Origin of the sequence: Pseudoalteromonas sp. S1610 (genome assembly GCF_005887465.1) — a bacterium.
In the GTDB taxonomy this organism is placed as follows: domain Bacteria; phylum Pseudomonadota; class Gammaproteobacteria; order Enterobacterales; family Alteromonadaceae; genus Pseudoalteromonas; species Pseudoalteromonas undina.
This window is the reverse complement of record NZ_PNDI01000002.1, coordinates 89,090-104,092: the sequence shown is the minus strand read 5'-3', so window position 1 is coordinate 104,092 and position 15,003 is coordinate 89,090. Positions and strand designations below refer to the sequence as shown.

The window sequence follows — 15,003 nt, the reverse complement described above, 5'->3', positions numbered from 1 at the left end:
TATTAGTTCCTCTAACTAGTCCAATATACTTTTCAAAGATTTTAGTGTCAAGAGTACCTATCTCAACATCCAACTTTTAAAAATCTAATGCTTCACCTTTTGCCGATGAAAATCAAAAAATAACTGAGTTACTTGAATTGGTTGTTCTAATTGCGGGTAATGTCTTACCCCTTCTAGTTCAATAATATCTGGATTAATGATTAATTCGCGATAACGTTTAACCATATAACGGCCCGAAACGGGGTCGTCCATACTGCAAATTAACCGCATGGGTAAATCTGCTTTTCGTAAAGCGCTCATCCAACGAACGCGATGTAATTTACGCTCCGTGATGTAATAAATCAGTTTTGCCATGACTGGCTTGCCCTGTTTATATGCAATTAACTACCACAACTCCTTGAGCTCTTTCTCAGCAAGTGGTGTAGCGCATATATTATCAAAATTACGCTTAAAGTTTGCAAGTCGCGACACTAAAGCACCTATAGGGCTAAGTAACAGCTTTGCAAAAATACAGGTTTGTGTGTTTCTGGAAATAACCCGCCGTTAAGAAAGCAAACGCTTTGTACTTTGATGGCATGCAGCTCATTTAAGTTGCTTTTAGCAAGTCGCTCTTGCGCTATCGTATCACCGTAATCGTGGCTTAAAATATGCGCTACTTTTACATTTAAAAGCTTTAAAAAGCGAGTCAGTAAATCCGCTTGCATATTTAAGGTGTAAGTAACATTTTGCGGTTTGTCACTAAAGCCAAAGCCCAGCATATCGAGGGGAAATACCTTAAAGTGTTGAGTGAGCTCAGCCCATTGATTATGCCAATCCCATTTTGTGGTTGGGTAACCATAGATCAGTAATAAACACGGTGTTCCCTCTTCCCCTTGCACATGATATCTAATCTCATGACCTTGAAGTTCAAACGTCGATTGGCTTTTATGCCACGAAGCTAATAGTAAGTAATTATTGTAGTGTTACTAATGACATTCATGACGATTTCGGCGCATTTATAGGATTATAAACAAATGAATAAAGTATCTATCATAATAAACTTTTAATGTGGTGTTACTTAAGTGCTCCATGAAAATGTACATGAATTTATTATTTGCGGGTAGCCATTTCCATGACTAATATCATTTAAGATAGGACGACAATAACTAAATTAAGGAGTCAAAGTGAAAATATTGTCCGTTGACGATAACCCTCAAAATAGAAACATCATGGAAATTGCGCTTTCTAAGCAACACGATATTGCTTCATCTGATGGAACCGAGCCAATATTAGCACTAATGGAACAGCACCAGCCACAAGTCGTCTTAATGGATATTTTACTTAGTAATGGCCTTACTGGTTATGATTTAGTTGAACAAATAAAACAATCCGGTGAATACGATGATTGCGAAATTATATTTATATCCGCTTTAACATCAAGTGAAGACAAACTCACAGCATATGGGTATGGCGGCGATGATTATATTGCCAAGCCAGTAGACTTTAAGGAACTAAACGAAAAATTAAAGCGTGTTGAACTGCGTATTACAGAGCGAAATAATCTAAAAGAAATGTACGATGTGGCCTCTACAACTGCTTTTACCTCAATGCAACAAGCAAGTGAACTCGGAGAGTTAGTTTCATTCTTTACTGACAACCTTGACGTAACCGATCTAGATGCATTATTTGCTAACGTACAGCAGTACTTTACCAATGCAGGCGCCAGCTGCTGTGTAGAGTTTAGAGTAGCAGACCAATATCACCAATTTCCAAAACAAACTATTTCTGAACTAGAAAAAGAAATTCTTGAACTGGGAAGAAGAGCAAAACGAATAGTGCCATTTAGCTCTAACTTATTATTTAACGCACCTGCTTGCTCAATACTTGTAAAAGGAATAAATGCAAAAGATGAAGGCTTACTCGGACGACTTCGAGATAATTTTGCTATTTTACTTACTATTATAGAAAGCCGAATGGAATTTATTGAACAGCAATTAGAAAAAGCGACGATACGTCAACAAGCTTTAAACACCCTCAAGAGCCAACTTGCTGATGATTTTAGTACCATAAAAAAGCTATGCTCAGAGCAAGATAAGCAAGTAAAAATACTCGTTAATGATTTATCTCAAGCTATACAATCAAAAATGATCACTCTAGGTTTGGATGAAGAGCAAGAGTCGGAGCTAGTAGGATTAGTTGATGAAACGAAAGAAATTGTAGAAGAAACCTTAGTCCTGTCTTTTACACTAGAAGAAAAATTACAAGCCATAACAAAACGCTTAAAAGCAGTTGAATAAATTAAGTACAATTTATAGACTGAGCTCGATAGAACCGTAGAACTCTGTTGGGTGGCGCCTTTGGCTTAACCAACTTACCTTTAGACGTAGGTCGGATAAGTGGCGAAGCCACGCCATCCGACAAAAATGATGAATTTACTTGGGGCAACCCGACTTATCACGCTGTGTATAATATGCAAAATTGCGGCTTAAATTAAGCCGCTTTAATTACTCATAATCAGCTAATGGCTCACTAATTGTCAGTGTATCAGTGCCAAAATCTAGCACCGCTTGGTATTTTCTAAAAAATGGAGAGCCTAATAATCCATGTATTATATTGTCACCACCAGCTACCTGAACATGGTCTAGGTTTAGTGATACAAACTCTGTACTTTCAAACAACTGCCCTGCTAATTCAAATTTCAAAACGTCTATTAAGCCCATCTTGTGGTCGGCTGTACCTAAACCTGCGGCATTTTCTTCACTAAACACTTCTTTTATTCCAAGCTTTTGAATACATGCCCTATCTAAAACAGATGCACCCGCTGCTGTATCTAAAATTAAATTTACTTTATGCCCGTTTATTTTAGCTTGTATTATTTGATGACCTGTTTCTGTTACTTCAAATTTCAAACTTGTGGTTTTGGCTAATTCCATGAATGTTCCTTATTCTATATTTAGGTTAATTAATAGACACTATATTACAAACACTTATGAAAACAACCCACCTTATAAATAAGTAAACAAATGGCTTTTCACCAACGCCTATATCGTAATTATAATTTGCTAAAAATAACTCTCCCCAAACGCACAAAACTTATGTTGGCAAAGCAACATTAATTCACAAAGAGGATAAGAGACGCTTCGCTTTTAGAGGAAAAATAACAGATTGAATTAAGGCGTTTTTGTAAATTTAAGTGCTGATGTCTGAAGTCAAGATTTGACCACCTTTGGTTTTAACAAATAAAATTATTCGAATTCGCATCTGGCGCATAACGCCCAAATAAGGGGCTGGTAAATAGTTTGCTAAAATGTGAAGCGAAGCGGAACTGAGCAAACTGTTAGCATTGTCCTTTTCAGTGACTTGTTAGTTTATAAATACATTTGATTTATTAGCATCAGAAATAGTTTTTATCATGGTCAAATACTGCTTATGAGACCCTATTGGCTGGCCAATAAAGCATTTGTCATGTAAAGGTTCTTTCCCATTTTCAGGCTTTTTTTCTCGTGGAGAATAAGCGTAAATAGTCATAATTCCATTGTCTAGTAAATCATATATGCTCTTCAATAAATTGGAATCTATGTGGTTAGAGTGAACTAATTTTAATTGCTTTAATTTGTGTACACCTCTAGAAATACCAACTGAAAACCTCTCATCCCAGGTTCTTCCACTCGAACTTGTAAAGGTCTTAGGCAAATCTTTAAAACATGTTACTTGTGATTTTTTAATGTTTTCAGGAGTTAGTAACATAGATAAAGTTATTTCTTCATCAGGTAAGTAGTACCCTCCAGTATTTTCAATATATAAAGCTCTGAAAGGTGCAAGTAGTTCTCTTATACTTTCATTAACTTGATTGGCAATAATTGAAGATATCTCTATTTTATAAGTTTCTTTTTGTTGTTTCGATTCATAATTGTTATAAGCCACATAAGAAGAAAAGATTGTAGAAAACAATAGAGTAATCGCAGCTACCCTGCCAGGCGTAGTAAGTTTATCTGTACCCTCTTTAGTCGAATCCCAAGTGCCACCAACAATTGCACCAAGACCAGTAATTACCAAAAATACTATGGGTAAAAAATCTAACACTAAACTCTCCTATAAACTAACGCCGCATTAAGGTGTGACGCACGCTTGGCTACACTTGAGCGAAGCGAAACTGCCAAGCGTAAGGAATCACTCTTAAATGCTTTGTTATATTCAACTTTCGAAGAACTCTCGGATCTCTTTAACCAATGCTTCTGGTTTTTCTTCGATAACCAAATGTCCAGATTCAGGCACTGTAACTAACTTAGAGCCTTTAATTTTACTATGAAGTACGTGAGCTTGCTCAACAGGGATCCATTGATCTTCTTCACCCCAAAGAATTAATGTGGGTACATCAAAGCTAGAGAATTTATCTTGAAATTCATCCGTATACTTTGAATCAGCTTGAGCTATTTGCCTATAAAAAGCTTTCTTACCTTCATCTCCAGACCAAGGGCGGAGAATACCGTCAATTGTTTCCTGAGATAATGGCTGATATGACGCTGTTTTTATGTATGCTTCAACGATTGCTGAATGGATGAAATCAGGCACTCCTGCAAAGGCTTCTTCATGCTTTTCAATATGTTTAAAAAATGGTGAGCCCCAAGGAGATAACGCAACTGGATCAATTACAACTATCTTTTTGTACTTTCGTTGATTCAGCAAGTAATTTCTCAGTACTGTCGTACCGCCGAAGTCATGCCCCACAATATAAGGTAACTCAAGCTGCCAATGACCTATTAATGAGTCTAATAGCTGATTTTGTATTTTTAAAGATACATCCGCATCACTTTTATCTGATTCACCATAACCAAGTAAATCAAAGTAGTAGACTGTATAGTGGCTCGAAAGTGCTTGAATCAAGTGCCTAAGGTTGAATGATGACCAAGGCGTACCATGAACTAAAACAAGAGGCTCTCCTTTTCCTTCAATCCCATATTTCACCTTTCGACCCTCATACTCAAAAGTATAAGGTAAACTCCAAATGTCCATTGTATCTCCTTGAATATAACGCCTTAATAAACGGCGAAAAATAGCAGGCTAAACTAAGCGAAGCATGAGCGCAAGCCTGCTGTTTTGCGTCCACTGTTTAATTAACTTGTTAGTTTTCGTTATACCAATTTTCCCAAATTTTAGGAGCGGGCTATTTCAATTTATATGCTTGAATATCGTCTTTACTTGCGTACTTTAAATAAACGCCAAAATAATCGATTAGATGCTCTTCACCTGTTCCCATTCGCCAAAATATATTGCTAGGTTCATATTCAGGGAATTTTTCCCAAGGAGGTAAAGGAGGATTCGCTTTGAGTTCACTTTCAAACCTTTGCTGAAGCATGGCTTCCCAATCCTTTTTGTGCTTTAGATAGGCTTCCCAATCTTCAGCCGAAACTCCTTCAGGTACTCCTATTTCATTTGAAGCCATAGTTGTCCCTGCAATCATAAACAAACTTAAAAATATAAAACGAATCATCATAAGAAAACTAACGCTCATGCTAAGCGGCGCAGTTTACTGCGTCCTAAGCTTAAGCGCATTGTTATAGGGCTTCGTCATTAAACACGATAATACTCGTATCTGAAAAAGCCCCGTTATTATCAGTTAAATGGCCGTGTTCAAAGTCATCTGGATTCTCTTCAATTTCCTGCGCAATATTATTTATAGCGTTTGCTAGTTTGCGTAATTCATCAGGGTTCGAAACAAATGTAACTTCTGAAAGTACTGAGGGTGTTTCAGTACCTGCCTCCACCTGTTCTTTTGTATATCCGTAAACTTTCATTTAATTCCGAAGTCCATTGCCCTATAACGCCACAATAACCGAGCGTAGCTAAGCGTGGTATTGTGAGCAAAGCGAACCACGCTTAGCGGAGTCCGGTTGATTGTTTTGTTAGAACTAATTTTGCACACGTTCTAACTCTTTTAACATTTGGAGCCCCATGTATAAGGCCTCTTGACCATGCCCGTTAGATATTTGTTGACCGTGAATTGCGGCATTACATATTTTAAGTATGTAATCATAAGAGCTGTGCATTCCTTTATAGTTGGGATACTGAACCGTTAGCTCTTTGAAGAGCTGCCTAGCTGACATGAATTTCGATTTCATTTCCATAGGATCTGACGTTTGAGTTCTTTTACCCAAAATGGCACGCATTGATTTTTCCAAGTCCATCCGTAAGCGTGCTAGCGCAAAATTCATATCATTGCCTGAAAGACTAATGTATTCCTGCAATTCATCTTCGATATTTGAGCTATTATCTTCCTGATTAATTGTTGATCTCAACTCCTCTTTAGCTTCTTGGACTTGCTCCTTTCCTGGCAGATGAACATTCACAGTCTGATTCACAGTATTTGATATTGCGGTAATCATATTACTGTAAACGTTAAGAAATTCTCTTGTCTCTCCCTTAAAGTCTGTAACTTCAGTTTTCACCTTTTCGATTTCTCGCTCAAAGGTGAGTAATTTACCAAGACTAATTTTCTTGGCTAACGGTAACAACATGAAAAACAGAGATAAAACTAGAAGCGAAGCTGATGTAGTACCAATCTCACTTTTCGGCGGAAAACCGATTCCATATAAAGCGATAATTAAGAATCCGCACCCAATCAGCCTACATAAGAAGGGAAATACGTCAAAAAATAGGATCTTCTTCAATGTGTCCACGATTCTTCCCTAGTAGTTCTAACGCCAAGCTAAGCGGCACAGTTTACTGTGTCCTTGCTTGAGCGCCTTGTTAGTGCTGTATTTGCACAAAATGTAAATGGACACCAAATAAAGAGGATGCCTTGGAGCTACCATTTCGATACTCAACGTTTACTGCAAATGGAAGATTTCTGGAACTCATTCCTCCACCCGCTTTAATTAGATAGCTCATGTCTAGAGTAGGTTTCAAAGTTACTTCAGCAAACTCATAGCCTTGCTTAGTCAATTCATCAGCATTTAAACAACTTAATAAATCTTTTTTTGATAATAATGGTGCAATAGAAGATGAGTAGCTACTAAATCTAGTTCCTATTTTCAGAGTCTTTTCACAGCCAGAATTTTTATCTCCCAATATGGTGACAGACTCAATGAAAATATCTTCGGGATTATCGTTATAGCCTATCAGACGAAGGACGTTCTCATTACTTACGAAGTCTTTCATTATATTCAAGTCGAATCTGATACCTGATATAGAGCTAACAATTGGAGATTCTTTTAGTGCTTCTTGCGCCTTCGTTGTCAATTTTACTTTCGAATACTCATTAATTGTATCTATTGCCCACTGCCTGACATATTTATCCGTTTTATCAGACTCTTGCTTTAATATATCCACAGCTAACTCAATATTCTTAACGTTAATTTCTTGTTCTTTAAGTGCATTTGTATACATCGTGCCGACAAAGGCTATCAAGGGAGCGATGATTACTATTCCCAATATTTTTAGAATATCCCAGCCATCTTTTTTATCTGCAGGCTCCATTATTACTCTTACATTTTGCTCTGTGCTCACAGTAATACTCCATAAATAGCACTAACGCCTCAATAAGAGGCTAAAATACGAGCGAAGCGAGATAGCCCGCTGTTTTTTAGTCCTTTTAATTGACTTGTTATATGCCGTAGTCTCGTTCTACTTTTGATATACGTACTTTAAAGGAAGCATACCAAGATTTACGCCCAGTTTTTTGAGCTTCTAAATGCTCAGAGTTTGCCTTCCAATTCTTAATGGAATCCAAATCTGCCCAGTAAGAAACTGTTATTCCCACATCTTCTCTAGCGGATTCTACACCAAGAAAGCCAGGTTGTTGCTCTGCTAACTCAACCATTCTATTGGCCATTTCACCGTAACCATTGTCACCTTCTGTTCGTGTCGAGGTGAAAATGACAGCATAATATGGTGGTTTAGGCGTATTCGCGATAACTGACATTGGTGCTCCTAGGCATATAACGCCGCAATAAGCGGACTAAAATAGTGGGTTAAAATGTAGAGCGAAGCGAAACCTAACCCACTGTTTTAGTTCCGTTTAATTGCCTTGTTATATTTTCATAGCTGACTAGCTGACAGACCAAATGACATTCCTACTAAATGCCCTACATCAAAAAATGGAATTCGATGTTCCATTTGAGAATAATGTGAACATTTTACAATAGTCAAATTTCGGTTATCTTTCGCGTTCACGTTTGTCAGAAGATCAATATATTCAGGATCATCTCCAATAAACACAACATTTTGAAAAGTAAGGGCTGAAGAATAAAAAGAAGACTTGTCTTGAAAAATATCGTGAGTGACTTCGAAAACAGACTCTATTTTTTTTACTTTTTCCCCGAAGGCAAATGCAACAAGCTCAAACATGCAATTATTACCTTTAAGTTTTGCGCCATCTAATGGTGAAACAGGTATTTTAACTAAGGGGATATCATCAATTGCATTAGAAAAGGCAAATACTTTGTAAGTTTTATTTTCTTCTAACACTCTACAGTTGCGTAAAGCTTGATAAACTAATTCTTCTAATTTTAAATTACTAAAATCACTCTCTGGGTACAGCTCTTTATACATTGGAGAAAATTTTTCAATTGATTCAGCAAGGAAGTTAACATCAATTAAAACGGCTGTATTGGAGTAATTCACGGTTTTATTTTTTACTTTGTTTTTTTTTGCTTTTTCTAATTTTGTATCTCTGATGGCTTCGAGTTCAACCCAGCTTTTATTGTAAAAGCAAACTAGATCTCTAATGCATTTGGTTATGTATAACTGTAATTTATTGAAAAGATCTGTTTGTTTACTAAGTTCTGGTATCAATATTTCTATACTCTTACCATTGTGAATTATTTCCGTACGCAATCCATCTTCATTGTCACCGCTAGAATAGTATTTAAACTCTTCCTGCAATCTATGAATGTCCGAGCTGTTTTCGGCTATGTGAGCCGCAATTTTTGTTCTAACCTTCTGGAACTTAGTAAAACTATTTGGATCGGCGATAAATTCAAACAATCTCATTATTTCGATGAATTTCCCTGTATTATCATTTTCTTCCAATGCATTTGAAAACATTCTCAATGCTTGTTTCGCTATGTTCCCAACCTCTCCAATATCATCATTTAATAGGTTAAAATTAGTGAAAATTTCGGAGTTAATATCTAAACCTACACCCGCCGTTAAAGTATTACTGTAGATCGTAGTATCTATGATACGAGTAAAAGGACTCCCTTTCCCATTGTACATTAACAGTAACGTCTCACCTGATGTAACTTGCCCCAACCTTGCTGGCATAGTTTTAGGAGCAACTAAGGAGCAAAACTCAAATTTTATATAATCGATAATTATGGAGGCTTTAGATATTGCAGTAGTCATAATTTGCAAATCACTTGATACGCTCCCAGGGTAATCAGCATAAGTTTGATCATTGATTACTACTAAAGGGTTTGATTTAAGCTTCTCAATGTTTGAATCAAATTTATCTTTGTCTTCTTGAGACATAATAATTGTATTACTAAACATATCATCAATATCGATACAGCCTTTTGGAAAGATTCTTATGTTCCCAAATGACTCTTCACTTGTTAAATCAAGTCTCTCCACGGGGAAAATATAAAAATACTTCGCTTCAAGATCGTTTCCGTACAAATCTTCAATTTTATTCATAAATCCTCGGAGAAAATATAACGCCTAAATAACAGGCTAAAAATAGTGGGCTAAAATGGAGCGGAGCGAACAGCCCGCTATTTTTAGTCCTTGTTGATTTTCTTGTTAGAAGCACATTACTCCGTTAGCCTGAACCAATCTCTTAGACTTAACTCAAGCCTTAATTTTTCATCTTCCGCTAATAAACTACAATGAGCAATTGGATTTCTTAGAGTATTTAAATTAAACATAACTTTTTCAACAGCTTTTACGTTATTAAAAATACTGGCAAATATTGACCAATTTTTTTTAATTATTTCTCCGAGCTCTCCAAAGTTTGTGTAATCTAAAGGATCAAAAGATCTTGGAGTTATTCCTGCTTCTCTTTCTCTTTGCATTCTCTTTTTTACTTCACCAACTATATGTTGAGGAACATTTGAATCATTCCACCATTCATTACCTACAGTAGCTTCTAATAATTCTGAAATCTGGTTTCTAATTGTTTTTTCCAAGCAATAAAATAACTCGTAATTTCGAGCCATATAACGAGCTTCTTTTCTAAGGCCGTCTTCGAATTGAGGTACATAAATTGCCTCAATATCTTTGACCTGTTCGCTCACATCGCTTTGTTCCCTTAACTCAATCTCAAACTTGTTTTCTATTTTGTCTAAGTCTGACTCTAAGAGCATATTAGTCATACCGAAAGCTTTGATTTTATCTTCAATTGGCATAATTAGTTATCCAATAAATGTTCTTTTAAGCTTTTAAAAATCGCATTGAATACTTCGATATCTTTTGTTGCTGGAAGATTCAAATTTATGGTGTAAGCAAGATTGATTGACTTGCCACTATTTGAAGATTGTTGAGCAGATTGATTAAACTGAACTGGTGGTAATTGTGGTGATAAATCAGGAGTTGGAGCTTCGGATTCAAATGTTTGCTCAACTTCATCATTGTCAAAATCAGCAATTTTTCGTAGCATATTAAAAGTAGATAAAGTTTGTTGAGTAACTCTTGAACTTTCCTCACCTCCAGTACATTGAACAATTAAACCTAGTACTTCATCATCATTTGCATCATGAACATATTCATTCATTTCATATAGCCTTACGTATATTTCCCTAAAGGCTCTACCTACTGCAATTCTAGATTTTTTTGGATTTCTAAACTCACTATAAAGATCAGTCGGGGAACCGTCGCTCGCAACAAAATCCATCTTCTTTAAAAATGGAATACAAGCATTCGCAGAGCCTCCTTTCAAACCTAATTTTGTATGAATAAAGTTTTGGGTAACTCGATCCGGAACAGATGCTGTTTTAATTTTATCTAAAACTTTTTCTAAAGTTCCTACCTATGTGCTATATGGTAAATTATCCGCCATGCTTGACTCCTTTCTTGTGCTTCTAACGCCTCACTAAGAGGCAAAAAATAGTTGGTTAAAATAAGCGACGCAGGAGCAAAAACCAACTTTTTTGTCCTTTTGAGTGACTTGTTATATGGCAAGTCACTCCTTAAGTTGCCATGATTCTCGCTCTTTTTCGTTGCGAACTATCTTGCTATGAGAAATACAAAGCTGCTCAATTTTAGCAAGAGTGTAATTTGTTTGTGCAGATAAAAATGAGCTAGGTAAAAATGTACGTCCTTTATCTGCTAACCCAGCCTTTAGAACTTTGAAGACTTGATGTGCTCTGTATTTATTAACGGCTGACTTGAATAAAAAGACAACAATTAAAATAGCAATTCCTGATGTAAAAGCCCCAACAAAGGAATTAGTACTTATGAGTTCCCACATGTTATTAATATGCTCCATGCTTGCGTGCCATATAATGCCTCAATCAGAGGCAAAAATCAGTTGGTTAAAATTAGCGACGCAGGAGCAAAACCAACTGTTTTTTGTCCTACTGAATTGACTTGTTAGGGCTAGTTAATTCTGTACTTTTTTCCATCTTTCTGAATATAAACCGGTTTATTTGCCGTTTTAGCAATATCATAAAGGTTTACATAATCCTCTTCTCGAAAAGACTCAGGAATAAATGCTAAATAAACAGACAAATTGCCATAAAATATCATTTTGCCACAACAAGCCCCTGAATAATCTAGAGGCCCAATTACCCATTGAAACACATCAGGGTTTTTACCTTGTATATCGGTCTTGGCAATTTCTTTCTGCATTTGCTCTACTGCAAACTCTCTATAACCAGCTCGACCACGATCATTAATTGGTACATACACCACCTCGCATATCACCTTACCTTTGAAACGTTCACCGAGTTTACTAAAATACAAGCCTCTACCAATTAACTCAAAGCATTCGTGTAATCGCTTGAGATCAGGTTTCCCCCAAGCAACATCAACAACATCTCCATTTTCTAATTTATGAGATTTTACCTCTGAAGTTCTTAATACTTTGTTAAGTAACCGGCCTCCACTACGTCGTATAGCACGGTCAACTTTTGTAAATTTATGCAACATACCAATATCATTACAACCAATTATCCCAGCTAAACTAGCAAGTAAAAATTCATCATCATCAGATTTTTTACCGTTATGTTGATCGCAACTTGGAACAGTAATTAAATCTTTTCTCAAATCTATCCCTAATTCTGTAGGGAAAAGACACTTTGGAGGAACATGCTCTCGGCTAGTAGCAGGACTATTACATGCATAACAAGATTCTATATTTTTACTCAAAACTATGCCTATAGCCCTAACAATTTAATATCGACCCTAAGGGTCGTTTTTTACCCAACATTGGATCTGTAGTATCTTATCTATATTAATAACAAAATATCTTTTATTATTCTATATCAAATATATAACTAATTAACATTTTACTAGGAACCGACAAAAACGACCCATCGGGTCGATTTCTTGACTATAGGGGTATCCAAGCTATAACTGTATATATATACAGTCAAAGTTTTAGGGTATTTATGAAAACACAATCACCATTTTTGAATTACATTTCTGACTATATGTTAGTTAGACAATACTCACTTAGGACCATTAATACCTATTTAAAGTGGATTGCTTCTTATATTCATTTTCATAAAAAAGACATCCTGCTTCAATGGGAAATAACGAAGTTGTCAGCTATTTGGACTACCTTGTGTTAACAAAAAACGTAGCGCCTAAAACTCAAGCCACTGCTTTAAATGCATTAGTTTTTTTATATAAACACATTATTAAAAACGAGTTATGTTTAGACTTAACTTTTATCAGAAGCAAGCGTCAGCCCAAGTTACCCATAGTGATGACGCCAGAAGAAGTTAAAGTGCTCATGTCGCATTTAAGTAAACGTTACTATCTTATTGCTGGGCTAATGTACGGTAGTGGACTAAGAGTGATGGAGGCTGTTCAGCTAAGGGTTCAAGATATTGACTTTGATTATAAGAGTATTCGAATATGGAATGGTAAAGGCAATAAAAACAGGATTGTGACGCTTGCCACTGAGTTAATCCCTTTACTTAGAAATCAGATCGCACAGGTTGATGAATACTTACAATTAGACTCACACAATGAGCAATATGCTGGCGTTTGGATGCCTCATGCACTTGCAAAGAAATATCCAGCTGCTAATACGTCTTTAGGCTGGCAATATTTATTTCCGTCTCATCAATTAAGTGCCGATCCTGAAACTGGAGAAATAAGACGGCACCATTTTCACCAAACAGGCGTTCGCAAGGCGATTAAAAAGGCTGTAAGAATGGCAAAGTTAACCAAACTTATCACGCCACATGCTTTACGCCACTCCTTTGCAACTCATTTACTACAAAGCGGAGCTGACATAAGGACCGTACAATCTCAGTTGGGTCACTCGGACGTTAAAACAACACAAATTTATACGCATGTTTTACAACAAGGTGCTAATGGCGTAATTAGTCCTTTTTCTAGGTTATAAAGCTGGTTAGAAAAGTACAAATTGGTCCTTACCAAAAATAAACGCGCTAAAGCACGCCCTTGTATCTACAGGTGAGCAGAAACTTTAATCTCACAGCTCGCTAACTGAACCCTGGTCAACAAAAAAAGCCACTGTTCATTACAAACGGCGGCTTTCTTTCTAAAGCTTTTAGCTAAAAACTGACAGCTAGTACTTTAAGCTTTACCAATCACTTCAAGTCCACCCATGTATGGGCGTAATACTTCTGGTACTACTACTGAGCCGTCGGCTTGTTGGTAGTTTTCTAGTATGGCTACAAGTGTACGGCCAACCGCTAAACCTGAACCGTTTAGTGTGTGTAAAAGCTCTGGTTTTTTAGCGCCTTCACGACGAAAACGTGCTTGCATACGACGAGCTTGGAAATCGACCATGTTTGAACAAGATGAAATTTCGCGGTACGTGTCTTGCGCTGGTAACCATACTTCTAAATCGTATGTTTTAGCAGCGCCAAAGCCCATATCGCCCATACATAAAATAACTTTACGGTATGGTAATTCCAGTGCTTGTAAAATTTGCTCAGCATGGCCTGTTAGCTCTTCGAGTGCTTGCATTGAATCTTCTGGTTTTACAAGTTGTACTAGTTCTACTTTATCAAACTGGTGCTGACGGATTAAACCGCGTGTATCGCGACCGTAGCTGCCTGCTTCACTTCTAAAACATGGGGTGTGCGCTGTTAAGCGAATTGGTAAATCGCTTTCTTCGTAAATTTCATCGCGTGCGCTGTTTGTAAGCGGTACTTCTGCCGTAGGAATAAGGCTAAAACCAGCTTGTTGCTCGCCATCATCGTTCACTAGGCCTAATGTGTGGAATAAATCGCCGGCAAACTTAGGTAATTGGCTGGTACCGTAAAGGCTTGCGCTATTAACCAAGTACGGTACATACATTTCTGTGTAACCGTTTGTGTCTGTGTGGGTGTCTAACATGTATTGGGTAAGTGCACGGTGCATACGCGCTACTTGGCCGCGCATTACGGTAAAACGTGCGCCACTAATTTTAACGCCCATTTCAAAGTCTAAGCCGTTTAGGTCTTGACCTACGTCAACGTGGTCTTTAACTTCAAAGTCGTATTTTTTAGGTGTACCCCACGTTAAAATTTCTACGTTGTCGTCTTCGTCAGCGCCTTCTGGTACCGACTCGTCAGGTAGGTTTGGAATAGCTAAGGCAATTTGTTTAATTGCTTCTAACACTTCATCTTGTTCAGCTTTAGCAGCGTCTAATTCGCTGCCTAAGTTAGCCACTGCGTCTAGCAATGGCTGTGCGTCTTCGCCTTTTGCTTTTGCTTGACCAATGGCTTTAGCACTGGCGTTACGTTGACTTTGAAGTTCTTGCGTTTTTACTTGTAATGTTTTGCGTTTTTCTTCAAGTTCAGTCACTACCGCTACATCTAGTTCATAACCACGTGCGGCTAAACGTGCTGCAGTTTGTTCGACATCTTGACGTAAATATTTAGAATCTAACATGTTAGTTTT

At 37.0% G+C, this 15,003-nt stretch carries 17 protein-coding genes and 1 pseudogene; 2 read left to right on the top strand and 16 right to left on the bottom strand.

Annotated elements, in window-relative coordinates; genetic code table 11:
* Positions 1-84 precede the first annotated feature (84 nt).
* Together CWB77_RS18560 and CWB77_RS18555 are read right to left on the bottom strand one after the other, a co-directional pair.
* Positions 85-354 (bottom strand): alpha/beta fold hydrolase, encoded by a 270-nt coding sequence (locus CWB77_RS18560; protein WP_249931415.1) that lies wholly within the window; start codon positions 352-354, stop codon positions 85-87.
* 125 nt (positions 355-479) lie between these two features.
* Positions 480-878 (bottom strand): alpha/beta fold hydrolase, encoded by a 399-nt coding sequence (locus tag CWB77_RS18555; RefSeq protein ID WP_249931414.1) that lies wholly within the window; start codon positions 876-878, stop codon positions 480-482.
* A gap of 285 nt (positions 879-1,163) precedes the next feature.
* Here CWB77_RS18555 and CWB77_RS01565 point away from each other — a divergent pair, with 285 nt between their 5' ends.
* A complete protein-coding gene (locus tag CWB77_RS01565; RefSeq protein WP_249931413.1) occupies positions 1,164-2,276 on the top strand; it encodes a response regulator in 1,113 nt (370 codons plus the stop codon).
* Positions 2,277-2,483: 207 nt separating this feature from the next.
* Here CWB77_RS01565 and CWB77_RS01560 read toward each other — a convergent pair whose 3' ends face one another.
* The 13 genes from CWB77_RS01560 to CWB77_RS01500 form a co-directional block, all read right to left on the bottom strand.
* Positions 2,484-2,912 (bottom strand): retropepsin-like aspartic protease, encoded by a 429-nt coding sequence (locus tag CWB77_RS01560; protein WP_138620997.1) that lies wholly within the window; start codon positions 2,910-2,912, stop codon positions 2,484-2,486.
* A gap of 430 nt (positions 2,913-3,342) precedes the next feature.
* Positions 3,343-4,062, bottom strand: coding sequence for a hypothetical protein (locus CWB77_RS01555; protein WP_138620995.1), 720 nt, complete (start codon positions 4,060-4,062; stop codon positions 3,343-3,345).
* A gap of 111 nt (positions 4,063-4,173) precedes the next feature.
* Complete coding sequence (locus CWB77_RS01550; RefSeq protein ID WP_046225087.1) at positions 4,174-4,992, bottom strand: alpha/beta fold hydrolase; 819 nt, start codon at positions 4,990-4,992, stop codon at positions 4,174-4,176.
* Between the two features lie 151 nt (positions 4,993-5,143).
* Positions 5,144-5,473 carry a hypothetical protein gene (locus CWB77_RS01545; RefSeq protein ID WP_055011914.1) on the bottom strand — a complete coding sequence of 110 codons (330 nt, stop codon included), beginning with the start codon at positions 5,471-5,473 and terminating at the stop codon, positions 5,144-5,146.
* A gap of 61 nt (positions 5,474-5,534) precedes the next feature.
* Positions 5,535-5,774 (bottom strand): Imm32 family immunity protein, encoded by a 240-nt coding sequence (locus CWB77_RS01540; protein ID WP_055011847.1) that lies wholly within the window; start codon positions 5,772-5,774, stop codon positions 5,535-5,537.
* A gap of 114 nt (positions 5,775-5,888) precedes the next feature.
* A complete protein-coding gene (locus tag CWB77_RS01535) occupies positions 5,889-6,656 on the bottom strand; it encodes a hypothetical protein (RefSeq protein WP_055011846.1) in 768 nt (255 codons plus the stop codon).
* A 70-nt stretch (positions 6,657-6,726) separates the two neighbouring features.
* Positions 6,727-7,485 carry a hypothetical protein gene (locus CWB77_RS01530; protein WP_055011845.1) on the bottom strand — a complete coding sequence of 253 codons (759 nt, stop codon included), beginning with the start codon at positions 7,483-7,485 and terminating at the stop codon, positions 6,727-6,729.
* Between the two features lie 97 nt (positions 7,486-7,582).
* Positions 7,583-7,900, bottom strand: coding sequence for an antibiotic biosynthesis monooxygenase family protein (locus CWB77_RS01525; RefSeq protein WP_138620993.1), 318 nt, complete (start codon positions 7,898-7,900; stop codon positions 7,583-7,585).
* 116 nt (positions 7,901-8,016) lie between these two features.
* The gene (locus CWB77_RS01520) at positions 8,017-9,615 is read right to left on the bottom strand and encodes a hypothetical protein (RefSeq protein WP_138620991.1); all 1,599 of its coding nucleotides are present in this window, start codon (positions 9,613-9,615) and stop codon (positions 8,017-8,019) included.
* 116 nt (positions 9,616-9,731) lie between these two features.
* Complete coding sequence (locus tag CWB77_RS01515) at positions 9,732-10,325, bottom strand: Swt1 family HEPN domain-containing protein (protein ID WP_138620989.1); 594 nt, start codon at positions 10,323-10,325, stop codon at positions 9,732-9,734.
* A 2-nt stretch (positions 10,326-10,327) separates the two neighbouring features.
* Positions 10,328-10,915: a DUF5343 domain-containing protein gene (locus tag CWB77_RS01510; RefSeq protein WP_249931417.1), complete on the bottom strand. Its 588-nt coding sequence runs from the start codon at positions 10,913-10,915 to the stop codon at positions 10,328-10,330.
* Between the two features lie 183 nt (positions 10,916-11,098).
* On the bottom strand, positions 11,099-11,404 hold the full coding sequence (locus tag CWB77_RS01505) for a hypothetical protein (protein ID WP_138620987.1): 306 nt from the start codon (positions 11,402-11,404) through the stop codon (positions 11,099-11,101).
* 110 nt (positions 11,405-11,514) lie between these two features.
* Positions 11,515-12,285: a hypothetical protein gene (locus CWB77_RS01500; RefSeq protein ID WP_138620985.1), complete on the bottom strand. Its 771-nt coding sequence runs from the start codon at positions 12,283-12,285 to the stop codon at positions 11,515-11,517.
* A gap of 242 nt (positions 12,286-12,527) precedes the next feature.
* On the opposite strand from CWB77_RS01500, the pseudogene CWB77_RS01495 reads away from it, so the two are divergent.
* A pseudogene (locus CWB77_RS01495) lies at positions 12,528-13,495 on the top strand (integron integrase).
* A gap of 194 nt (positions 13,496-13,689) precedes the next feature.
* Here the strand turns inward: CWB77_RS01495 and serS are convergent.
* Positions 13,690-14,994 (bottom strand): serine--tRNA ligase, encoded by a 1,305-nt coding sequence (gene serS / locus CWB77_RS01490; protein ID WP_008110064.1) that lies wholly within the window; start codon positions 14,992-14,994, stop codon positions 13,690-13,692.
* Positions 14,995-15,003 lie beyond the last annotated feature (9 nt).

What these genes read in the sequence shown, in the direction of transcription:
- CWB77_RS01525 (WP_138620993.1), bottom strand. Translation starts at nt 7,900, where the DNA reads ATGTCAGTTATCGCGAATACGCCTAAACCACCATATTATGCTGTCATT.
- serS (WP_008110064.1), bottom strand. Translation starts at nt 14,994, where the DNA reads ATGTTAGATTCTAAATATTTACGTCAAGATGTCGAACAAACTGCAGCA.
- CWB77_RS01540 (WP_055011847.1), bottom strand. Translation starts at nt 5,774, where the DNA reads ATGAAAGTTTACGGATATACAAAAGAACAGGTGGAGGCAGGTACTGAA.
- CWB77_RS01515 (WP_138620989.1), bottom strand. Translation starts at nt 10,325, where the DNA reads ATGCCAATTGAAGATAAAATCAAAGCTTTCGGTATGACTAATATGCTC.
- CWB77_RS01505 (WP_138620987.1), bottom strand. Translation starts at nt 11,404, where the DNA reads ATGGAGCATATTAATAACATGTGGGAACTCATAAGTACTAATTCCTTT.
- CWB77_RS18560 (WP_249931415.1), bottom strand. Translation starts at nt 354, where the DNA reads ATGGCAAAACTGATTTATTACATCACGGAGCGTAAATTACATCGCGTT.
- CWB77_RS01545 (WP_055011914.1), bottom strand. Translation starts at nt 5,473, where the DNA reads ATGATGATTCGTTTTATATTTTTAAGTTTGTTTATGATTGCAGGGACA.
- CWB77_RS01520 (WP_138620991.1), bottom strand. Translation starts at nt 9,615, where the DNA reads ATGAATAAAATTGAAGATTTGTACGGAAACGATCTTGAAGCGAAGTAT.
- CWB77_RS01550 (WP_046225087.1), bottom strand. Translation starts at nt 4,992, where the DNA reads ATGGACATTTGGAGTTTACCTTATACTTTTGAGTATGAGGGTCGAAAG.
- CWB77_RS01560 (WP_138620997.1), bottom strand. Translation starts at nt 2,912, where the DNA reads ATGGAATTAGCCAAAACCACAAGTTTGAAATTTGAAGTAACAGAAACA.